Annotated in this window: 21 protein-coding genes; 8 read left to right on the top strand and 13 right to left on the bottom strand. The window is 61.9% G+C overall.

Annotated features, from left to right (window positions below):
• Positions 1 to 115 precede the first annotated feature (115 nt).
• The gene (locus tag EAH73_RS04770) at positions 116 to 2701 is read right to left on the bottom strand and encodes a M1 family metallopeptidase (RefSeq protein WP_140465375.1); all 2586 of its coding nucleotides are present in this window, start codon (positions 2699 to 2701) and stop codon (positions 116 to 118) included.
• Positions 2702 to 2798: 97 nt separating this feature from the next.
• Here EAH73_RS04770 and EAH73_RS04765 point away from each other — a divergent pair, with 97 nt between their 5' ends.
• From EAH73_RS04765 to frr, 3 genes are all read left to right on the top strand, one after another.
• Positions 2799 to 3302: a biotin/lipoyl-containing protein gene (locus EAH73_RS04765; protein ID WP_140465374.1), complete on the top strand. Its 504-nt coding sequence runs from the start codon at positions 2799 to 2801 to the stop codon at positions 3300 to 3302.
• A 62-nt stretch (positions 3303 to 3364) separates the two neighbouring features.
• A complete protein-coding gene (pyrH, locus tag EAH73_RS04760) occupies positions 3365 to 4168 on the top strand; it encodes a UMP kinase (RefSeq protein ID WP_140465373.1) in 804 nt (267 codons plus the stop codon).
• A gap of 121 nt (positions 4169 to 4289) precedes the next feature.
• Entirely contained in the window at positions 4290 to 4853 is a 564-nt protein-coding gene (frr, locus tag EAH73_RS04755) for a ribosome recycling factor (RefSeq protein ID WP_140465372.1), read from the top strand.
• A 119-nt stretch (positions 4854 to 4972) separates the two neighbouring features.
• On the opposite strand, the gene nadD is transcribed toward frr, so the two are convergent.
• The 7 genes from nadD to pnuC form a co-directional block, all read right to left on the bottom strand.
• The gene (gene nadD / locus EAH73_RS04750; RefSeq protein WP_140465371.1) at positions 4973 to 5563 is read right to left on the bottom strand and encodes a nicotinate (nicotinamide) nucleotide adenylyltransferase; all 591 of its coding nucleotides are present in this window, start codon (positions 5561 to 5563) and stop codon (positions 4973 to 4975) included.
• Entirely contained in the window at positions 5560 to 6144 is a 585-nt protein-coding gene (gene gmk, locus EAH73_RS04745) for a guanylate kinase (protein WP_140465370.1), read from the bottom strand. The genes nadD and gmk overlap by 4 nt, the downstream gene beginning before the upstream one ends.
• Before the next feature lie 19 nt (positions 6145 to 6163).
• Entirely contained in the window at positions 6164 to 6460 is a 297-nt protein-coding gene (locus tag EAH73_RS04740) for a hypothetical protein (protein ID WP_140465369.1), read from the bottom strand.
• A 51-nt stretch (positions 6461 to 6511) separates the two neighbouring features.
• On the bottom strand, positions 6512 to 7156 hold the full coding sequence (locus tag EAH73_RS04735; protein ID WP_109656669.1) for a sigma-70 family RNA polymerase sigma factor: 645 nt from the start codon (positions 7154 to 7156) through the stop codon (positions 6512 to 6514).
• A gap of 294 nt (positions 7157 to 7450) precedes the next feature.
• Positions 7451 to 8494 (bottom strand): glycosyltransferase family 9 protein, encoded by a 1044-nt coding sequence (locus EAH73_RS04730; RefSeq protein ID WP_140465368.1) that lies wholly within the window; start codon positions 8492 to 8494, stop codon positions 7451 to 7453.
• Entirely contained in the window at positions 8491 to 9255 is a 765-nt protein-coding gene (locus EAH73_RS04725; protein ID WP_140465367.1) for a glycosyltransferase family 2 protein, read from the bottom strand. Before EAH73_RS04725 ends, EAH73_RS04730 begins: the two co-directional genes overlap by 4 nt.
• A gap of 44 nt (positions 9256 to 9299) precedes the next feature.
• The gene (gene pnuC / locus EAH73_RS04720; protein ID WP_140465366.1) at positions 9300 to 9974 is read right to left on the bottom strand and encodes a nicotinamide riboside transporter PnuC; all 675 of its coding nucleotides are present in this window, start codon (positions 9972 to 9974) and stop codon (positions 9300 to 9302) included.
• 105 nt (positions 9975 to 10079) lie between these two features.
• Between pnuC and EAH73_RS04715 the strand changes: the two genes are divergently transcribed.
• Positions 10080 to 10949: an SDR family oxidoreductase gene (locus EAH73_RS04715; RefSeq protein ID WP_140465365.1), complete on the top strand. Its 870-nt coding sequence runs from the start codon at positions 10080 to 10082 to the stop codon at positions 10947 to 10949.
• Positions 10950 to 11028: 79 nt separating this feature from the next.
• On the opposite strand, the gene ahcY is transcribed toward EAH73_RS04715, so the two are convergent.
• Positions 11029 to 12348, bottom strand: coding sequence for an adenosylhomocysteinase (ahcY, locus tag EAH73_RS04710; protein ID WP_140465930.1), 1320 nt, complete (start codon positions 12346 to 12348; stop codon positions 11029 to 11031).
• Between the two features lie 166 nt (positions 12349 to 12514).
• On the opposite strand from ahcY, the gene EAH73_RS04705 reads away from it, so the two are divergent.
• From EAH73_RS04705 to metK, 3 genes are all read left to right on the top strand, one after another.
• Positions 12515 to 13087: a hypothetical protein gene (locus tag EAH73_RS04705; protein ID WP_140465364.1), complete on the top strand. Its 573-nt coding sequence runs from the start codon at positions 12515 to 12517 to the stop codon at positions 13085 to 13087.
• Positions 13088 to 13141: 54 nt separating this feature from the next.
• Positions 13142 to 14389: a class I SAM-dependent methyltransferase gene (locus tag EAH73_RS04700; protein WP_140465363.1), complete on the top strand. Its 1248-nt coding sequence runs from the start codon at positions 13142 to 13144 to the stop codon at positions 14387 to 14389.
• An 80-nt stretch (positions 14390 to 14469) separates the two neighbouring features.
• Positions 14470 to 15732 (top strand): methionine adenosyltransferase, encoded by a 1263-nt coding sequence (gene metK / locus EAH73_RS04695; protein WP_140465362.1) that lies wholly within the window; start codon positions 14470 to 14472, stop codon positions 15730 to 15732.
• 111 nt (positions 15733 to 15843) lie between these two features.
• On the opposite strand, the gene hpf is transcribed toward metK, so the two are convergent.
• The 4 genes from hpf to EAH73_RS04675 form a co-directional block, all read right to left on the bottom strand.
• Positions 15844 to 16146, bottom strand: a complete 303-nt coding sequence (hpf, locus tag EAH73_RS04690; RefSeq protein ID WP_140465361.1) for a ribosome hibernation-promoting factor, HPF/YfiA family — start codon at positions 16144 to 16146, stop codon at positions 15844 to 15846.
• Between the two features lie 46 nt (positions 16147 to 16192).
• On the bottom strand, positions 16193 to 17071 hold the full coding sequence (locus EAH73_RS04685; protein ID WP_140465360.1) for a tyrosine-type recombinase/integrase: 879 nt from the start codon (positions 17069 to 17071) through the stop codon (positions 16193 to 16195).
• Between the two features lie 151 nt (positions 17072 to 17222).
• Complete coding sequence (rpsU, locus tag EAH73_RS04680; RefSeq protein ID WP_068236499.1) at positions 17223 to 17417, bottom strand: 30S ribosomal protein S21; 195 nt, start codon at positions 17415 to 17417, stop codon at positions 17223 to 17225.
• 178 nt (positions 17418 to 17595) lie between these two features.
• Positions 17596 to 18735, bottom strand: a complete 1140-nt coding sequence (locus EAH73_RS04675) for an acyl-CoA dehydrogenase family protein (RefSeq protein WP_140465359.1) — start codon at positions 18733 to 18735, stop codon at positions 17596 to 17598.
• Between the two features lie 359 nt (positions 18736 to 19094).
• Between EAH73_RS04675 and EAH73_RS04670 the strand changes: the two genes are divergently transcribed.
• Positions 19095 to 19916: a polysaccharide biosynthesis/export family protein gene (locus EAH73_RS04670; protein ID WP_240047145.1), complete on the top strand. Its 822-nt coding sequence runs from the start codon at positions 19095 to 19097 to the stop codon at positions 19914 to 19916.
• Positions 19917 to 19982 lie beyond the last annotated feature (66 nt).

The following is a 19982-nucleotide window of genomic DNA, read 5'->3' as shown; positions in this document are numbered from 1 at the left end:
TACTGTGTAGTAGTAGTGTTTCGTAAGGAAGCGCAAAATTACGGTTTTTCTTTTACGGGGCAAGGGTTGGGCTCAAAAAAGCCATTCTTTTTTTGGGTATAAAAGGCAACTGGTTCTACATCAAATTGTAAAATGCTTTGAGCCGCTGGTCGGTTTCCTGCTCGCGGATGCTTTGGAGGGTGGCTTTGAGGCTGGGGGTACTGGGTTGGAGCAGGGCCAATCCTTTGTAGGCCCCCAGCCGGACATCGTAGCGCGGGGCGTGGCGGGCGTACTCTTCCAGTAGCTGCTGGCCTTTGTCGCGCTCGACGGGCGGGATGTTAACCATTAGGGCCCCGAAGGCTTGCAGGTAGCGGTACAGGCCGCCGTCGGGCACGTCGGGCAGGCGGCGCAGGAACCACGCGTACTGGTTGAGCGCTCCGTTCTGGGCGTAGTAATCGGCCAGAGAAAGTAAGAGCACGCTGCTGGCCGTGTTGTCGAGGGCGGCTACCGGGGCCTGGACGCCGCTACCAGGAATTTTGGCTACGGCGGCCAAGGCCGCTGCGGCTACGGTGTAGGAACTATCGTTGAGGGCAGCGAGGAAGGTGCCGCGGTAGGCATTGTCGGGGAAGCTGGCCAGGGTGGCCAGGGCTTGGGCGCGCACCTGCGGGTTAGGGTCAGCGGTAGCTACGCGCAGCACGGCCTGGCGCACTGCGCCACCTTCGGGGCCCCGGTAGCGGCGCAAGTGCTCAAGGGCGGTGCGGCGGATGGCCCAGAATTTATCGTCCAGGGCCCCGCGGTACAGGGCGCTGATGGGCAGGTCGCCAGTTTTGTTCTGAAGTAACTCCAGCACTTCGGCACGCTGTAAGTAACCACGGGCGTGGTCGAATTGAAAAATCAACTCACTCGGGGTCCGGTCTTCGTCGATTTGGGCCAGCAACTGGCCCTCGCTGTCGAATTTGACCAAGCTGGGCGTTTCCACGGCGGGGAACGAGAAGGTTTGGTCGGTTTTGCTGACGGTGATGCGGTAGTCGGTCGGCCGGTCTTTCTGCCACACGGTGACGGTTACCGGCAGGCGGTACACGGGCTGGTAGACGGTATCCTGCGTTTGCTGCACACGCAGGGACAGGGCCCCGGCGGCGTAGCTGTGGGTGATGTGCAGCTCGGGGTGCCCGCGCTGCAAAAACCACTGGTTGAAAAACCACATCAGGTCTTCGCCCGTGGTTTCTTCGAAAGCTGTACGCAGCTTGGATATCTCTACCGCCGACTGCTTGTTCTGCACCAAGTAGCGGTTCAGGGCGGCGAAAAAGGCGTCGTCGCCCACGTACTTACGCAGCATGTGCAGCACCCGCCCACCCTTGGCGTAGGAATGGCGGTCAAACATGTCCTCCCGCTCGTTGTAGTGGTAGCGAATCAGGGGTTCGCGCTTGGCCTGGGCTTCTTCGAGGTAGCTGACCAGCTTGGCTTCCTGCACTAGGGCGGCCTCATCGGGGCCGTACTTGCGCTCAGCCCAGAGGTACTCGCCGTAGTCGGCCAGAGACTCGTTCAGGGGCAGGTTACTCCAGCTTTCGCAGGTCACGTAGTCGCCGAACCAGTGGTGCACCAGTTCGTGGGCAATGATGGACTCGTTGCCGGCGTAGGTAGCGTCGAGCAGCTCACGGCGCGTTACCTGCACGTTGGTGCCGTGCGTGACGGCGGTGGTGTTTTCCATGGCCCCACTCACATAGTCGCGCACCGCTACTTGGGCGTATTTGTCCCACGGGTAATCCACGCCCAGCTTTTTCGAGAAAAACTCCAGCATTTCGGGCGTGTGGCCGAACACGGCCTTGGCGGTACCGGCGTAAGGCGGCTCCACGTAGTACTCCACCGCTTTGCCGCGCCATACGTCGCTTACCACGGCGTAATCGCCCACCACGATGCTGGTCAGGTACGGTGGCTGGGGCTGGCTTTGGCGCCACAGGTCGGTGCGGGTGCCGTCAGGGTTGATTTTGGAAGAAATGAGTGAGCCGTTGGACAGTGTTTTAAACTGGTTTTCTACAGTCAGGCTGATTTCCTGCGTCATGCGCTGGTTGGGCCGGTCGATGGTGGGAAACCAGCACGAGTTAGACTCCGTTTCGCCCTGGGTCCAGATTTGGCGGGGCTTATTTTTCTCCAGGCCCAGCGGGTTGATGAAGTAGAGGCCCTTGGCGGCCGTGATGGCCGCCGAACCGCCAGCGGGCAGCTCGTTGGGCTTGGCTACGTACACGATGCGCACCTGGTAGGCCTCAGTACGCGGGTAGGCCCGGTCAAGGGTGAGGGTGAGCTGGCGCTTGTCGTAGGTGTACACCAGCGGCTTCACCTTGCGCTCGCCCACCAGCTCCACTTTTTGCACATCAAAGCCTTTGGCGTCGAGCACCACTTGGCTTTGGGGGTAGAAGTGCGAGCGCAGCGTGAGGATGGCCGTACCGAGCAAATATTGCTTTTGGTAATCGAAGCGGGCGTCGAGCTTGGTATTCGTGACCTCGGTGAGGATGGTGGCAGCCGGCTGCAAAGGCCCTTCCGAAAGCAGCCACGAGGGCACCACCAGCGGCGCCGCCACGGGGGCCCCAGCGGCGGCCGCGGCGCCCTTGTGGCGCTGCGCCGTGCGGCTGGCAGGCGCAGGGGCCCCAGGCCGGGCCTTTTGGGCCCAAAGGCCTAGCGGACTGGCCAATAGCAGCCCGCAAAGGCCCGTTAGCAAATAATTCATAGCGGCGATAAGGGACGAAAAATCGCTGGAATTTCCGAAATAATTTGGGAATTGGGCTACCTTTAACCCCACTCCTGCCCCACCCACTCCGTTCCCCATGCTCCAAATCAGCACCGGCCCCGACCGTTTTTGGGAGGTTGACTACCGCGCCGCCGACGACCTGCGCCTCAACGGCGAAGCTTTTGCCTGGGACGTGGCCGCAGGGGGCCCCGGCCGGTTTCAGGTGCTGCACAGCGGCCGGTCGTACGACGTGGAAGTGGTGAGCGCCGATTACGCCACCAAGCAATTCGTGTTGAAAATCAACGGCCAGCGGATGGAGCTGCACGCCAAAGACCGGTTCGACCAGCTGCTGGAGCGCCTGGGCCTAAGCAATGCCGCGGCCGTGCAAGTTAACGAGCTGAAGGCCCCCATGCCCGGCCTCATCGTGGACGTGCGGGTGCAGCCCGGCCAGGCCGTGCAGAAGGGCGACCCGCTGCTGGTGCTGGAGGCCATGAAGATGGAAAATATCCTCAAGGCCCCGGCCGACGGCACGGTGAGCGCCATCAAAGTGGGCCTGCGCGACAACGTGCAGAAAGGCCAGCTACTCGTGCAGTTCAGCTAGGGCCCCCGGGGCCCTAGCACCCAATTCATTATTCTCTTTACCTCTTACCAACGCTTCGCATTTTGAACTACCACCGTATTCTTCTCAAACTCAGCGGCGAAGCCCTGATGGGCCAGCAGCAGTACGGCATCGACGCCGAGCGGCTGATGCAGTACGCCTCCGAAATTAAGGCTGTGGCCGCCACGGGCGTGCAAGTGGCCGTGGTGATTGGCGGTGGCAACATTTACCGGGGCGTGCAGGCCGAAGCCTTTGGCCTCGACCGCGTGCAGGGCGATTACATGGGCATGCTGGCCACGGTCATCAACTCGATGGCCCTGCAAAGCGCCCTCGAAAAGCTCGACGTGAGCACCCGCTTGCTCTCGGGCCTCACCATCCAGAAGGTGTGCGAGCCCTACATCCGCCGCCGGGCGGTGCGCCACTTGGAGAAAGGCCGCGTGGTGATTTTTGGGGCCGGCATCGGCTCGCCCTACTTCACCACCGATTCGGCCGCCTCGCTGCGGGCCATCGAGATTGAGGCCGACGTGGTGCTGAAAGGCACCCGCGTGGACGGCATCTACTCGGCCGACCCGGAGAAAAACCCCGACGCCGTGCGCTTCCCTTCCATCACCTTTGACGAGGTGATTGCCAAAAACCTAAACGTGATGGACATGACGGCCTTCACGCTCTGCAAGGAGAACAACTTGCCCATCATCGTTTTCGACATGAATACCTCCGGCAACCTGGCGCGCCTGCTGAACGGCGAGCCCATGGGCACCCTGGTGAGCATGGACGGCACTGCCACCGCCCGCCACGGCAAAGCCGCGCTGCCCGATGCCAAGCATAGCTCCCTACAGCCCGCGGTGGGCCCCCAGCCGGAGCAAGCCTAAAAATTCAGTGCGCAATTATCAATGAACAGTGAGCAATTTTGTGGCTGAATATGCACAAGCTCCGTTCGGGTAATTGTTCACTGCTCACTGTTAATTGTTAATTGTTAATTGCTTTAAAAAGATGGACGAAGAAATTCAGTTCTACCTCGACGACGCGGTAGAGTCGATGGGCAAAGCCCTGGCCCACGTGGGCGTCGAAATGGGCCGCATCAGGGCCGGCAAAGCCTCGCCGGCCATGCTCGAAGGCCTCAAGGTAGATTACTACGGCACCCCCACGCCCATCGGCCAAGTGGCCAACATTTCGGCTCCCGATGCCCGCTCGCTGCTCATCAAGCCGTGGGAGAAAAACATGGTGAGCGAAGTAGCCAAAGCCATCAAGGCCAGTGACTTGGGCCTAAACCCCGTTTCAGACGCCGACGGCGTGCGGCTCAACATCCCGGCCATGACCGAGGAGCGCCGCCGCGACCTGGTGAAGCAAGCCAAGAATGAATCGGAAGCCGGTAAAATCCGGATGCGCGGCATCCGCAAAGACGTGAATGAGGCCCTGCGCAAGCTGCTGAAAGACGGCGCTTCGGAGGATGCCATCAAGAGCGCCGAGGAGAAAGTACAGAAAGCCACCGACAGCTACATTATGGAAGTGGAGAAGTCGCTGAGCAAAAAGGAATCGGAGATTATGACCATCTGATGCCTTTTCCGTCATCAAAAAAAGCCCCGACTGCGCGTAGCAGCCGGGGCTTTTTTGTGGGCCACTGGAGGCCCCACTTGCCGCTTGTACTGAGCTGGGGCCCCTACTTGCACAACTCCTCAACCCAGCGGTGGAACTTGGAAATCGAGGGCAGCTAGTGCTTCTTCCACCGCGGGCGGCACCAGGTAGCGGATGCTGTGACCGGCGCGCAGGCACTGCCGAATGTATGTACCCGAAATGTCTAGGAGCGGCGCTTCGAGTACCTGCACGCGCGGAAAGGCCGCTAGGGCGGGCGCAGGGGCCCCAGGCCGGGGGTACACGTAGATGTCGGTGTCGGCGAGCAGGCGGCCGGCCTCGCGCCACTGCGGTACACCCGGCAGGTTGTCGGCCCCCATCAGCAGCACAAACTCGGTGGCGGGGTGGCGCAGACGCAGGGCGTCGAGCGTGGCGATGGTGTAGCTGGGCCGCGGTAGCTCAAACTCAACGGCTTCGGCCCGCAGGCGCGGGTTGTCGGCCACAGCTAGCGCCACCCAGCGCAGGCGCTCGGCTTCGGGCAGCAGGCCGCTAGCGGCCTTAAAAGGGTTGTGGGGCGTAACGACCAGCCAAACCTCGGCCAGATCGGTGCGGGTAGCAAAATGCTCGGCCAAGATGAGGTGGCCGGTGTGCACGGGGTTGAACGAGCCGAAGAGCAAGCCCACGCGACGGCTCATACGGCGTCGGGAGCAGCTTGAATGAAGTCGCGCACGAGTTTTTCGGCCTCGTCCGAAGCCTGGTCCAAGTCGTCGTTAACCACCGTCACATCGAACCGATCCTCGAAAGCCAGCTCAAACGCGGCCTTGTAGAGGCGCGAGGAAATGCTGGACTGCGAATCGGTGGCGCGGGCTTGCAACCGCTCGCCCAACGCCTCGATGGACGGTGGGCGTACGAACACGGCCAGGGCCCTATCCTTATAGAACTCCTTGATGCTGAGACCACCTTTCACGTCAACGTCGAGAATGGCGTGCTGGCCGTTGGCCCAGATGCGCTCAATCTCAGACTTTAGCGTACCGTAGAAGGCACCCTCGTACACCTCTTCCCACTCCACGAACTCGTCGTGGCGAATTTTCTCCTGAAAATCCTGGGGCGTGATGAAGTGGTAGTCTTTTCCGTTGACTTCCGACCGGCCGCGGCGGTCGCGGGTACAGGCCGAAATGGAAAAACTGAGCCCAGCCACCCGCTGCATGAGCCGGTGAACGATGGTGGTTTTGCCGGCCCCAGAAGGGGCGGAAAAGACGATAATTTTGCCTTGCATCGCGCAAAGCTAGCCGCTTTTACGCCATTTCAGCGTGCACGCGGGCCATGATGGACTGCGTCAATCCAGCCGGCGTGGGCTTGCGGCCCAGGCGCGAATTCAGAAACTCGATGAAGACGTGCTGCTTGCCGATGCCATCAAAGCAGGGCGAGCAATCGGTGCCATGGTCGTAGAGGTAATCCTCGTCTTCGGCCGTAATGACTTGGCCTTCGGCCAGTTGGTCCAGAACAGTGTTCACGCGTTCGCAGTCGGTGCCGCCATCGGGCAGTGAGGCGGGGGCCGACGTATTGGTGGAAGTAGTAGCGGCTGGGATCATAGCGGGAAATGGGGGAAGCTGGTGATAAGAAGATAGTTGCTAGTTGGGAGGCTAATCATTCTCATCGTCGGGAAGTTCCGCCGTAGCACGCAATTCGTCGTGGCCGTAGCCCATCGACTGGGCATAACGCTCTAATTTATCCTTTAGAAAGTTGCGGGCCCGGTGCAGACGCGAGCGTACCGTACCAATCGGAATGTCAAGCACTTTGGCCATTTCCTCGTAGGTAAAACCTTCCAGGTCGCAGAGGATGATGACGGTGCGAAAATCGACGGGTAAAGAATTGAGGGCCCCAGCCACTTCGTCGCCAATTAAATCGCGCGCCGACTGCTGGCGCAAGTCGGACGACGAGGCGCCTACTTCGCCCTCGGCCTCCACGTCGTCGGGGTTGTAGTAGCCCTCAATCTCGCTGTAATCGACCTTGGCGGGCTGCTTGCTCTTCTTCCGAAAATCGTTGATGAACGAGTTTTTGAGGATGCGGAACAGCCAAGCCTTGGCGTTGGTGCCAGGCTCGAAGTACTCAAAAAAGCGGTAGGCCTTGAGGTAAGTCTCCTGAACCAAGTCGTTGGCGTCGTCCTCGTCCAGCGTCAGGCGGTAGGCAAAGTTGTAGAGCGGGTCGATGATGGGCATCAGCTCGGCCTGGAAGCGTCGGTCTTTTTCCTCTTTGCTCAGTTTGACCCGTTCGGGAGAATCGCTCATAGTGATGGGGCGGAGAATATAATAGGGTGCAACCTACAAAAGGGCAAGCGTAAGTGGCCGTGGTCCTTGCATAAGCGCCAACGGGCCGTAAAGTTGCGGCCGGGGGCTCTAATCAAATTGCCGGGGCCGCACGCCGGCAGCTACTGTGGCGGTAATCCGCCACTCAACACCGCGCCGCGCTTGGCCCCAACGGGCAGATGTACGGAGGGTGACGGGCCGCGGGTTGCACCGGCGGCCACGAATCCGGCGGCGTAGCTAGCGGTTGAGGGAAAGCGGAGTATTGTGGCGGGGCCCCTACCCTTCGCCCGGAACGATGGGCTGCCACGCCTGCACACGCGCCGCTACGGCGGCCGCCTCCAAGGCCCGGATGCAGGTGCAGGCCGCGGGCTGGGTGCGGCAGTCCTGGCAGTTGGGCCGGTCGAAGACCAGGTACTCGGCCCGGGGCCCCAGGGGCCCCCAGCGGCCGGGGTGCATGGGCCGGATGGGCGGGTACAGCCCCAGCGCGTGGCGGCCCAGCGCGGCGGCCAGGTGCAGGGGCCCCGTGCTGCCCGCCACAATGCCATCGGCCGCGGCCAGAAAGGCCAGGAACTGCGGCATGGCCAGCTGTCCGGTGAGGTCGGCGGCCAGGTAGGGGCCGTATTCCACCAGCCAGCCGGCCAGCTCAGCCCCCTCGGCGGCCGTGCCGGTGACGAACACGCGGTGGCCGGCGGCGTGCAGCAGCTGCGCCAAGCGGCCAAAATTGTCGAGACCCCACTCGCGGGCGCTGCCGCGGCTGCGCGGGTGCAGCACCACATTCAGCTGGCCGGATTGGCGCTGGGCCAGCAACTCCTGCCACGGGGGCCCCAGCGGCGCGGGAGCGCGCAGGCGCACCAGGTCGGCCACGGCGGGGAGGGCCAGGGCCTCGGTGCCGCCCAGGGGCCCCAGGAGCTGGAGGTTGAGCTGGGCCTCGTGCAGGGGCGAGTGGCGGCGGCTGAGGGCCACCAGGCGGTTGCAGCTCAGCCAGTGCCACCAGCGGTTGCGGGTACCGATGCGCACCGGGATGCGCGCCCGCCGGGCCAGGATGGCCAGGGCCCGGTTGGGGAATACGTGGACGATGGCCAGGGCCCCGTACGCCCGCAGGGCCCCCACCTGCGCGGCCACGGGCAACTTTTGCAGCGCGTCGAAGTCGAGCACTTCGTCCACCCAGGGGCAGGCGGCGGCCACCGGCGCCGTGTAGGCGCGGCCGATGAATACCACCCGGCACCCGGGAAACAGCTGCTTGAGGCGGCCGGCCACGGGCAGGGTCAGCACCACGTCGCCGATGGCGTCGGTGCGGGAAACGAGGAAGGTGGGGGTCATGCTTCGGCGCGTTCGGTGCGGGTTTTCAGCTTCGCAAATTTCAGGAACACGCCCCAGGCCGAGATGCCGGCGATGCACAGTCCGGCAAACCCATCGAGAAAGCCCAGCCGCAGAAAGTAGCCGTGGACGAACTTCCAGAGGGGCTTGAGCAGCAGGTGAAAGAGCGTGACGCGGGTGCGGCCCTTTAGGGCCAACTCCTGGGCCGTGATGCTGGTGAATTTATTCAACTGGCTGACGTGCTGCGCGATGGAGTGGTAGGAATAGTGCAGCGCATCACCGGCCAGGGCCCCGGTGGTGTGGCCGGGGCCCACCTCGTAGTGCTCGTGCAGCAGCAGGCCCTCCCAGCGGCCGAGGCGGCGGTCGTAGAGGCGCAGCTTGCGGTCGGGGTACCAGCCGCCGTGGCGCACCCAATGGCCGCAGTAGTTGGTAAGGCGGGCCAGGGCGTAGGCCGCGTGCTGCCAATTAGCCTTCGCCTGCTGGATGCTCTGGCGCAGCTCGTCGGTGAGCACCTCGTCGGCATCGAGTTGGAGCACGTGGTCGAAGCAGGCCTGGGCGGTGGCGAAGTTTTTCTGTTCGACGTAGCCAGCGAAGGCGTTTTGCACCACCCGGGCGCCGCGGGCTTGGCAGATGGCCACCGTATCGTCTGTCGAGAACGAATCCACCACCAGCACTTCGTCGGCTACATCGCCTAGCGCATCCAGGCAGCGGCCGATGTTGGCGGCTTCGTTAAAGGTGATGACGACGACGGAAAGCGAAACCACGGCGGGTAGACAAAAGGATAAGCGCAAAGGTCAGGTTCGGGGCCCTAGGCAGCGGGCAGCTGGTTGGCATAGCCGCGAAACTCGCGCGTCCAATGGTAGGCCCCGTAGGCCGCCACGGCGCAGAACACGGCGTACTCGATGCCCACGAACTTGATGCCCTTCAAGAAGTACACGTAAGTTAAAACCACGTCGGTAAGGAGCCACACGTACCAGCTTTCCACCTTTTTGCGCATCAGCAGGAAGGTGGCGGCAATGCTGAGCACCGTGGTAAACGAATCGAGGTATGGGAAGGCGCTGGGTTTGCTGAACACCAGCGGCAGCCACTGGTGCAGGCGTTGGGCCAGGGCCCCTAGCAGCGCGGTGGCGGCCAGGGCCCCGATGCTGCCCAGCAGCAGCACTAAGCGCGGGGTGTAGGTAATGCGCAGCTCCTCCTTTTGGTCGGCCTCGCGCGGGGCAGGGTGCGTCCACTGCCACCAGCCAATGAGGCTGGTCGCGAAGAAGAACACTTGCAAAAAAGTGTCGGGGTAGAGCTGCACCTGGAAGAACAGGAAGAACGAGAGCACGATGCCCACCAGGCTCAGCGGCCAGCTCCACACATTGGCCCGGGCCGAGAGCCATACGGCCACGGCCCCCGTCAGCACCCCGAAGAATTCGAGGTAGCTCATGGGGTAGCCGAGCACAGTAAAAAAGATGGTTTCGACGCGCAAAAAATCGGGCATGGGGCAAAGTAAACACGGCCCCGGCGCCTGGGGCCCTAAAATATTCGGTACCGCGGGCCGTCGTGGCGCGTATTAGGGCCCAGTACTTTTCCTTTTCTCCTCCCCATGGCTGACTTAAAAGACCAAATTATTCTCATCACCGGGGCTACCTCGGGCATTGGCAAGGTCACGGCCGAGGCGCTGGCCCGGCAAGGGGCCCACGTTATTCTGCTGGGCCGCAACCGCCTGAAAACCGAACGCACCCGGCAGGAAATCATCGACGCCACCGGCAACCAGCGGGTAGACATGGCCTTGGCCGACCTCTCCTCGCTGCAAGAAGTGCGCGACGTGGCCGCCGAAATCAATGCACAGTACCCGCGTCTTGACGTGCTCCTCAACAACGCCGGCCTGATGCTAGGGGCCGAGCGCGAAGTATCAGCCGATGGCTACGAATTGACGCTGGCCACCAACCACCTGGGGCCCTTCCTGCTCACGAGCCTGTTGCTCGACCTCCTGCGTAAAAGCCCGGCCGCCCGCATTGTGAACGTGGCTTCAATGGCCTACCGCTTCTCCAAGCCCACGCTCGACGACATCCAGTCGGAGCGCAGCTACAGCGCCATGTGGGAGTACGGCACCACCAAGCTCTGGAACATCATGTTCACCCAGGAGCTGGCCCGGCGGCTGCGCACCCACGGCATTACCAACGTAACTACCAACTCGCTGCACCCCGGCGCGGTGGCCACCGGCTACGGCCAGCAATCGGGCGGCTGGCTGTCGGCGGTGCTTGCCCTGGGCCGGCCCTTCATGCTTTCGCCCGAGAAAGGCGCCGAAACCAGCATCTTCTTGGCGTCTGACCCCAGCGTGGCCGCGGTCAGCGGCGGCTTCTACAGCAAGAAGAAGCCCGAACCCGTGAAAAGCAGCTTTAACACGCTGGCCAACAGCCAGCGCCTCTGGAATATAAGCGAACAATTGACGGGCACACAGTTCCTAGACTAGCACGCGTTCTGTTGCTTCGGTAAACGCAAAAAGCCTCGCCAACAGCTGTTGGCGAGGCTTTTTGCAAAAGGCTGGGGCCCTAGTAGCGGTACAGGTCCGATTTGAAGGGGCCCTCCACGGGCACCTTGATGTAGTCGGCCTGGCGGGGCGTCAACTCGTCCAGTTCCACACCGATTTTGGCGAGGTGCAAGCGGGCTACTTTCTCGTCCAAGTGCTTGGGCAAGGTGTACACCTGGTGCTCGTACTGGGCAGCGTTCTGCCATAGCTCCAACTGGGCCAGCGTCTGGTTGGTGAAGGAGTTCGACATCACGAACGAGGGATGGCCAGTAGCGCAGCCCAGGTTCACGAGGCGACCTTCAGCGAGGATGATGACCTCTTTGCCGTCGATGTTGTAGATGTCCACCTGCGGCTTCACCGTGTCTTTGGTGTGGCCGTAGTTGCCGTTCAGCCAAGCCATGTCAATCTCGTCATCGAAGTGGCCGATGTTGCACACAATGGCTTTGTCCTTTAGGCTGCGGAAGTGCTCCTCGGTAAGGATGTCGCAGTTGCCGGTGGCCGTCACCACAATGTCGGCTTCCTTCACGGCGTTGGTCAGCTTCTTCACGGCGTAACCGTCCATGGCCGCTTGCAGGGCGCAAATGGGGTCAATTTCCGTCACGATGACGCGGGCGCCGGCGCCGCTCAGCGAGGCGGCGGTGCCTTTTCCTACGTCGCCGTAGCCGGCTACCACAGCAATTTTGCCGGCCATCATCACGTCGGTAGCCCGGCGGATGGCGTCTACGGCCGACTCTTTGCAGCCGTACTTGTTGTCAAACTTCGACTTCGTCACCGAGTCGTTCACGTTGATGGCGGGGAAAGCCAACGTACCGTTTTTCACGCGCTCGTAGAGGCGCAGCACACCGGTAGTCGTCTCTTCCGACACGCCTTTGATGCCAGCGGCCAGCTCAGGGTACTCGTTCAACACCATGTTGGTGAGGTCGCCGCCGTCGTCAAGGATCATGTTCAGCGGCTGCTTGTCTTCGCCGAAGAACAGCGTTTGCTCGATGCACCAGTTGAACTCTTCCTCGTTCATGCCCTTCCAGGCATATACCGGGATGCCAGCGGCGGCGATGGCCGCGGCGGCGTGGTCCTGGGTCGAGAAGATGTTGCACGACGACCACGTCACCTCAGCGCCCAAGGCCTTCAGGGTCTCGATGAGCACGGCGGTTTGGATGGTCATGTGCAGGCAGCCGGCAATGCGGGCACCTTTGAAGGGCTGGGCAGCGCCGAACTCTTCGCGCAGGGCCATCAGGCCGGGCATCTCGGCTTCGGCGAGGCGAATCTCCTTGCGGCCCCACTCGGCCAGCGACATGTCTTTTACCTTGTAGGGAACGTAGGTGTTCGTTTTGGTTTCCACCATGATAGGGTCTTGGTTGGTATGGTCGGGTTCAACCACAAAGATACGGCAATTGTTTTGGGGCCCCGGCCGCGAAAGGCCGCCGTTTTGTGGGTGTGAAGCCCCGTATCTTTACTTCATGCACCATTCTATTCCGGCTGTAGATACAGCCCGTTGCCTATCCTTTAGCGTGTTTTTAGTGGCTTTGGCCGTGGGGGCCCCGCGCCTGGCCGCCGCCCAGGCGGCCCCCGCCACCATCCGGCTCCAGCCCGACGATGCGGCGCGTGGCCTCAGCGGCCCCCAGCACAACTTCTACTTCCTGCCCCCCGGCAAAACAGGCGAGGACTACCAGAACGCCGGTTTTTTCGGCCAGAAGCTGCGCCCCTACCTGGGCACCAACGCCGAAGCCCTGAACCACTTGGCCGACTACCGCCGCCAGAAAACCCTGTTCCTGGCCGACCGCCTAGTAGCGGTGGGGGCCCTGGGCTTGTACGGCAGCCAGGTGTTTGCCAAGGATGGTGACCAGCAATATTTCAACGGCACCCAACAGGTGGCAGCAGGTTTGTTTGTGGCCAGCTTGTTGGCTACCATTCCCATCAACCGTCACACCAACGAGCACTTGCAGCAGGCCTTAACGGCTTACAACAGCGGCCTGACGGGGGCCCACGGCACTTGGTGGCAGCGGTACTCGCCCAGCACGGCGGGCCTGCGCCTGGGGCCCCAGCGCACGCCGTTGCTAGCTCTGGCCTGGGGCCTGCGCTAGGCCGCGGGGCACTATTTGTGCTGTCCGCGGCGTTTTTCCCGTATACCCGCTTACATGGAATTCCCTTTGCCCGAGGCGGCCCGTCGCTACGTGGCCGCGCATTTGCACGACGACCCCGCCCACTTGGCCTTACAAGCCCGCCGCCACCCCGGCCTGCCCGTGCCCGAGCTGGTGCGCCAAATCCAGGCCCGCCAGAAAGCCCAGGGTAAGCTGCCGACCTGGGCCGCTAACCCCGACCTCGCCTTTCCGCCCGCCCTGTCGGTCGAGCAGGCGTCGTCGGAGCGCACGGCCACCTTCAAGGCCAGCTTAGTAGACGGCGCGCGGCTGGCCGACCTCACCGGCGGCTTTGGGGCCGATGCGGCGCACTTCGCCGCCCGCGTGGCCCAGGTCGATTACGTGGAGCGCAGCCCGCAGTTGGCGGCCGTGGTGCGCTACAATTTCCGGCTGCTTGGCATTGAGAACGTGGCGGTGCACAACGCCGACGCCCTGGCCTTCCTCAAGGAAACACCCCACCACTACGACTGGATTTACCTCGACCCGGCCCGGCGCGACACGGCTTCGCGCAAGATTTTCCGGCTGGCCGACTGCGAGCCCGACGTGCTGCACCTCGTGCCGCTGCTGCTGCATAAAGCCGACCGCGTATTGCTGAAAACCTCGCCCATGCTCGACATCGAGCAGGCCGTGCAGGAGCTCAAGCACGTGCGCCGCCTCTGGGTGCTGGCCCTGGATAATGAGGTGAAGGAGGTGCTCTACGAACTGGGCCCCGAGCCTGCCGTAGATCCCGAGCGCTTCGCCCTAAACCTGCGTCGCGACGGCACCCGGCAGGAATTTCGCCTCAACCGAGCCCGCGAGGCCCGCGCCGTGCCGCGCTACGCCGAGGCCCAGCAGTTTCTCTACGAGCCCAACGCGGCCGTGCTCAAGGCGGGGGCCTTCCGCAGCATCGGCACTGCTTTTGAGCTATTAAAGCTGCACCAGCACAGCCACTTATACACGTCGGCCACGCTGCGGGCCGATTTCCCGGGGCGCATTTTCCGGGTGCTGGCGGTGGAGAAAGCCGACGGCGCGGCCCTTAAGGCTCATTTGGGCCCCGAGGCCCGCGCCCACGTCACAACCCGCAACTTCCCCGATTCGGTGGCCGATTTCCGGCTGCGCACCGGCATCCGCGAGGGCGGCGATACGTATTTGTTCGCCACCACCGACCTGCGCGGCCGGCCCGTGGTACTGGTTTGCGAGAAAGCCGTACTGCCCAGTTTAGCCGATGCCGACGCGGGGGGCCCCGCGCCTTCGGGCGGCGTGGCGTAGTTTTGCCGTTCGCCCACGCGGTGGCCTTGACCGCGTAAGCGGTTGGTTTTTTTGCTTTTTATTGCTTCTCTTCCCGTTTTATGCCCTACCTGTTCACCTCCGAATCGGTTTCGGAAGGCCACCCCGATAAAGTTGCGGACCAGATTTCCGACGCCATCCTGGACGAATACCTACGGCAGGACCCGGCCGCCAAAGTGGCCTGCGAAACCCTGGTGACCACCGATTTCGCGCTAGTGGCCGGCGAGATTAAATCGACCGCCCGCGTGGACGCCGAGCCCCTCATCCGGGCCACCATCCGCCGCATCGGCTACGACAAGCCCGAGTATCTCTTCAACGCCGACACCTGCGAGGTGATGAACCGCCTGCACGAGCAGTCGCCCGACATTAACCAGGGCGTGGTGCGCGCCACGGCCGAAGACCAGGGCGCCGGCGACCAGGGCATGATGTTCGGCTACGCCACCCGCGAGAGCGCCAACTACATGCCCCTGGCCCTCGACCTCTCGCACCGCCTGTTGCAGGAACTGGCTGCCATCCGGCGCGAGGCCCGCGACATGCCCTACCTGCGCCCCGACGCCAAGAGCCAAGTCACGATTCGCTACGCCGACAACGGTACGCCGGAGGCCATTGACACGATTGTGGTGAGCACCCAGCACGACGAGTTTGACGCCGACGAGGCCACCATGCTGGCCAAAATCAAGGCCGATGTGCAAACCATCCTCGTGCCGCGCGTGCTGGCCGGCCTGGGCCCCGAGGTGCAGAAGCTCTTTACCGACCAGATCACCTACCACATCAACCCCACGGGCAAGTTCGTGATTGGGGGGCCCCACGGCGACTCCGGCCTCACCGGCCGTAAGATCATCGTGGACACCTACGGCGGCAAAGGGGCCCATGGCGGCGGTGCCTTCTCGGGCAAAGACTCGAGCAAAGTGGACCGCTCGGCGGCCTACGCCACCCGCCACATCGCCAAAAACCTGGTGGCCGCCGGCGTAGCCGACCATGCCCTCGTGCAAGTGGCCTACGCCATCGGCGTGGCCGAGCCGGTGGGCGTGTTCGTGGATACCTACGGCAGCACCCGGGCCCTGAGCCCCGACGGCCAGCCGCTGTCCAACGGCGCCATTGCCAGCAAAGTGAAGGAGCTGTTCGACCTGCGTCCCTACGCCATTGTGCAGCGCCTGGGCCTGCAAAACCCCATTTTTGGCGAAACCGCGGCCTATGGCCATATGGGCCGCACGCCCGGTACCAAGCAGGTCACCATGCCCGGCGGCGAGGTGAAAACCTTCGAAACCTTCACCTGGGAAAAGCTCGACTACGTGCCTAAAATAAAGGAAGCCTTTGGCTTGTAAGGCCTACTGCTGATTTTGTGGCAACGCAAGGGGCCCCGACTGATTACTCAGTCGGGGCCCCTTTTTATATGGAAAGCCGGCAGCCAACAGCCGCCAGCCACTCGGTCGATACTAGTGGGTTAGCAAGGTTTTCTCCTTGTGCTTCACGATTTGGCGGCGCAGGTTTTCGGTAGCAGCGTCAGTGGCGGCTTCAAATGAAGTGGCGTCTTCTTCGCTGAACAAGGTGCCGCCGGGTACAAGTAGCTTTATTTCGACGGTTTTGTTGGCCGCGCCGTCTTTGTTGTTAACACGCAAAATAACTTCTCCGCCGGTCACTTTGTCGTAAAAAGTTTCCAGCTTATTGAGCCGCTGCTGGATAAAATCGAGCAGCTTTTGGTCGGCAGTGAAATGCACCGCATTCATCTGAACTTTCATAGGGCGAAGAAGGAATTAAGGGTGAATAGATTAACAAATCCCGCGTTTATGCCCGCGGGTGGGCTTGATCAAATACGGATTTTAGGCGGTCGACGGACATGTGGGTGTATACCTGGGTGGCCGCCAGGCTGGCGTGGCCCAGCAATTCCTTGATGGCGTTGAGGTCGGCGCCCTTACCCAGCAGGTGTGTGGCAAAGGCGTGGCGCAGCGCGTGCGGATGCTGTTGCGCCGCCGACGTGGTGACGGTGCTCAAATACTGCTTCACGGTGCGGTACACATGCTTTTCGTAGAGTGGCGCGCCCTTGTCGGTGAGCAGCAGGGGCCCCGGCTGGGCCCCAAATTCGTGGGCGCGGCGGGCCTGGTACTTGGCTAATACTTGCAGCAACGTGGGATTAAGCGGTACGAGGCGCTGCTTATTGCCCTTGCCCGTGACGCGCACCGTACCGCCGGGCAGGCTCACGTCGGCCGCCTCCATGCCCAGCAGCTCCGAGAGGCGAATGCCCGTGCCGTAGAGCATCTCCAGCACCAGCTGGTCGCGCTGCCCAGCAAACGAGTCCTCGAACTGAAATGAGTTCAGCATGCCGTTCAGGGCTGCCTCGGGCACAAACTCGGGCAGCTTCTTGGCCATTTTGGGGGCCTTGATGCGCAGCATGGGGTTGGCCGCAATGGCGTTGGTGCGCAGCAGAAACTTGTAGTACGAGCGCAGGCAGGCCACTTTGCGGTTCACAGTGCGCGGGTCTAGGTCCTGCTGCATCAGGGCCACCACCCAGCCCCGGATGGTGTGGTGCGTGGCCTGCTGGGGGCCCTCCGCGTCGCCCTCGGCTAGCAGATAGGCGGCAAACTGGCCCAGGTCGGTACGGTACGAAAGCACGGTGTGCGGGCTGTAGCGCCGCTCGAACTGCAAAAAATCAAAAAAAGCCTCCATGCACACCACAAAAAAACCCGGCCTGCGGGGCCGGGCGTCCAAAGTACCATTTTTTTATTTCCCCGCAACGTTTGGTTCTAGCGGACGCGAAAAAACCGGCTGGGGGCACTAATATGCCCACCAGCCGGTTTTTTATCCGCAAAACAGGAGCCTATTCGTTGGGCGTGCCGTAGGTGGCCAGCTTGTACACAGCCTTCTGCTTCAGCTTGCGGTCCGTCACGCTCGGCTTCTGGAAGAACGTGCGGCGACGCAGCTCTTTCAGCACACCGGTGCGCTCGAATTTCTTTTTGAAGCGTTTCAGGGCGCGGTCAACCGACTCGTTGTCTTTGATTTGGATGATGATCATATCGGGGATTTCGAAAAAATGTCAGGCGGGAAGCCGAGTAAATCGGGCCGCAAAGATAATCACTGATTAGTAATGATTAACCGTGATTACGGTGATTTTTTTCAAAGGGCTAGGCCGGAGCCATTGCTAAGCGAAAAAAATCAGCGTAATCACAGTTAGCCAAGCAAAATCAGTAATCTTACTTTAGCAACGTGCGTGCAATCACCAGCTTCTGAATTTCGCTGGTGCCTTCGCCAATGGTGCACAGCTTGGCGTCGCGGTAAAATTTCTCCACCGGGTAATCCTTGGTATAGCCGTAGCCGCCAAAAATCTGCACCGCTTCGTTGGCCACGCGCACGCTCACCTCGGAGGCGTAGAGCTTGGCCATGGCCGATTCGCGGTTCACGTTCAGGCCGGCGTCTTTCATCTCCGCAGCGCGGTAGGTGAGCAGGCGAGCGGCCTCAATCTCGGTGGCCATGTCGGCCAGCTTAAAGGCGATGCCTTGGAACTGGCTGATGGGCTGGTTGAACTGCTGACGCTCCTTGCTGTACTGGAGGGCCGCGTCCAGGGCCCCCTGGGCGATGCCCAGGCTGAGGGCCGCAATGCTGATGCGCCCGCCGTCGAGCACCTTCAGCGACTGCACAAAGCCCTCCCCCACCGCGCCGATGACGTTGGCTACTGGCACGCGGCAATCAGTAAAAATCATCTCCGTGGTTTCGGAGGCGCGCATGCCCAGCTTGTTTTCCTTGCGCCCGGCGGCAAAGCCCGGCGTGCCGCGCTCCACAATGAAAGCCGTCATGCCGTGCGAGTCGCCCACCTCGCCGGTGCGGGCAATGACCACGGCCACGTCGCCGGATTTGCCGTGGGTGATGAAGTTTTTGGCTCCGTTCAGCACAAAGTCGTCGCCGTCGCGCACGGCCGTGGTGCGCATGTTGCCAGCGTCAGAGCCCGTGTTGGGCTCGGTGAGGCCCCAGGCCCCCAGCCACTCGCCCGAAGCCAGGCGAGGCAGGTACTGCTGCTTCTGGGCCTCGGAGGCATGCTGCAAGATGTGGCCTGTGCAAAGCGAGTTGTGCGCCGCCATGCTCAAGCCAATGCTGCCGTCGATGCGCGAAAGCTCGGCAATAGCCGTCACGTACTCGGGGTAGCCAAAGCCGGCCCCACCATACTCGGTGGGCACCAGCACGCCCATCAGCCCCAGCTCGCCCAACCGGCGGAACACGTCGCGGGGAAACTCCTGGCTTTCGTCCCACTCCATGATGTGGGGCTGGATGTACTGGGCTCCGAAGTCGCGCACCATTTGCGCAATCAGGGCTTGGTTTTCGGTTGCTACGGCTTCCATAAGGCGGGGGTGGGTGGGAACAGAATAAGAAAAATCGAGGCTAAGATATACGGCTAACTAACGCTAGTTCGTGCCAGGCAAAAGTACAGCTTTAACAATTGAAAATCTTAGGGTTGCCGGTGCTATATAACGCATGCCATCGGCAGCATGCAGCAAACGTGTTACTTTTGAGGCTTTTCGGGAGCAATCCAACCATTGCGCGCAGGCGTTTCGGCGCATTACTCCTATTATTCAGCACCTTTTCGGTCTGCATGTTCCCTTCTACTTTCGGCCGTTTCGGGCAAATACTCTTTAGCTGCCTGCTGACCGCGCTGCTATTTTCATCGTGCGCATCCACGCGCTATTACAACCAGCGCACTATGTTCCGCCTTACCGACGACAGCGGCCGGGCTATCGACACGGCCAGGCTTCGGGTAGCGGTGAACCGCACGGCGCGCAACTACCTCATTCAGCCCAACGACTACCTCGAAGTAAGCGTCAACACAAACAAGGGCGAACGGATTCTAGACCCCAACGGGGAGTTGCAGTTTGGGGGCAGCACGGGTGGGGCCCCTATTGCTCGGCCCACCACCGGCAGCACGGGCACGATGGGTAGTATGGGGTCGACGGGCAGCGGGCGAACGGGCTCGGGGGCTACGTTCCTAGTGCAGGCCGACGGCACCGTGCGTCTGCCGATGGTGAACCAAGTGCGGTTGAGCGGCCTCTCGCTGCTCCAAGCCGACAGTGTGTTACAGGTGCAATACAGCAAGTTCTACATCGAGCCTTTTGTGCGAACGCGCGTCACCAACAACCGCATCATTTTGCTGGGGGCCCAGGGCGGCCGCGTCATCCCGCTCGAAAACGACAACATGAACCTGCTGGAAGTACTGGCCCTGGCCGGCGGCGTGGACGGCGGCGGCGGCGGCGGCGGCGGCAATGGATTGTACCGATACGGTGGACGGGCCGACAACATTCGTATCATCCGCGGCAACCTAAAATACCCCCGGATAGAGCAAATAAACCTAACGACGATTGCCGGCATGCGCCGCGCCAATTTACAGGTCGAGCCCAACGATGTCATTTATATTGATCCCATTCGCCGCCCTCTGTTGGAGGGCGTAACCGATTCGGCACCACTTCTTGGCCTTGCGGCGAGCATCACATCCCTAGTCGTGACCGTCGTTTACCTCATTATCAGGTGAGTGCTGCAATTTAGAACGCTTTCCTACTATTTATCTTAACTTATCGCTCTCCTTCGAGCGGCTCCT

The organism is Hymenobacter nivis (assembly GCF_006439025.1).
Lineage (GTDB): Bacteria > Bacteroidota > Bacteroidia > Cytophagales > Hymenobacteraceae > Hymenobacter > Hymenobacter nivis_A.
This window is presented reverse-complemented; position numbering and strand designations above follow the sequence as displayed.

Bases quoted from the DNA above. Each gene is read 5' to 3' on its own strand.
- EAH73_RS04740 (WP_140465369.1), bottom strand. From the start codon at position 6,460: ATGATCCCAGCCGCTACTACTTCCACCAATACGTCGGCCCCCGCCTCA.
- EAH73_RS04735 (WP_109656669.1), bottom strand. From the start codon at position 7,156: ATGAGCGATTCTCCCGAACGGGTCAAACTGAGCAAAGAGGAAAAAGAC.
- ahcY (WP_140465930.1), bottom strand. From the start codon at position 12,348: ATGGTGGAAACCAAAACGAACACCTACGTTCCCTACAAGGTAAAAGAC.
- EAH73_RS04675 (WP_140465359.1), bottom strand. From the start codon at position 18,735: ATGGAAGCCGTAGCAACCGAAAACCAAGCCCTGATTGCGCAAATGGTG.
- frr (WP_140465372.1), top strand. From the start codon at position 4,290: ATGGACGAAGAAATTCAGTTCTACCTCGACGACGCGGTAGAGTCGATG.
- hpf (WP_140465361.1), bottom strand. From the start codon at position 16,146: ATGAAAGTTCAGATGAATGCGGTGCATTTCACTGCCGACCAAAAGCTG.
- EAH73_RS04715 (WP_140465365.1), top strand. From the start codon at position 10,080: ATGGCTGACTTAAAAGACCAAATTATTCTCATCACCGGGGCTACCTCG.
- nadD (WP_140465371.1), bottom strand. From the start codon at position 5,563: ATGAGCCGTCGCGTGGGCTTGCTCTTCGGCTCGTTCAACCCCGTGCAC.
- pnuC (WP_140465366.1), bottom strand. From the start codon at position 9,974: ATGCCCGATTTTTTGCGCGTCGAAACCATCTTTTTTACTGTGCTCGGC.
- metK (WP_140465362.1), top strand. From the start codon at position 14,470: ATGCCCTACCTGTTCACCTCCGAATCGGTTTCGGAAGGCCACCCCGAT.
- EAH73_RS04765 (WP_140465374.1), top strand. From the start codon at position 2,799: ATGCTCCAAATCAGCACCGGCCCCGACCGTTTTTGGGAGGTTGACTAC.
- EAH73_RS04770 (WP_140465375.1), bottom strand. From the start codon at position 2,701: ATGAATTATTTGCTAACGGGCCTTTGCGGGCTGCTATTGGCCAGTCCG.
- EAH73_RS04685 (WP_140465360.1), bottom strand. From the start codon at position 17,071: ATGGAGGCTTTTTTTGATTTTTTGCAGTTCGAGCGGCGCTACAGCCCG.
- rpsU (WP_068236499.1), bottom strand. From the start codon at position 17,417: ATGATCATCATCCAAATCAAAGACAACGAGTCGGTTGACCGCGCCCTG.
- EAH73_RS04730 (WP_140465368.1), bottom strand. From the start codon at position 8,494: ATGACCCCCACCTTCCTCGTTTCCCGCACCGACGCCATCGGCGACGTG.
- EAH73_RS04700 (WP_140465363.1), top strand. From the start codon at position 13,142: ATGGAATTCCCTTTGCCCGAGGCGGCCCGTCGCTACGTGGCCGCGCAT.
- gmk (WP_140465370.1), bottom strand. From the start codon at position 6,144: ATGCAAGGCAAAATTATCGTCTTTTCCGCCCCTTCTGGGGCCGGCAAA.
- EAH73_RS04670 (WP_240047145.1), top strand. From the start codon at position 19,095: ATGTTCCGCCTTACCGACGACAGCGGCCGGGCTATCGACACGGCCAGG.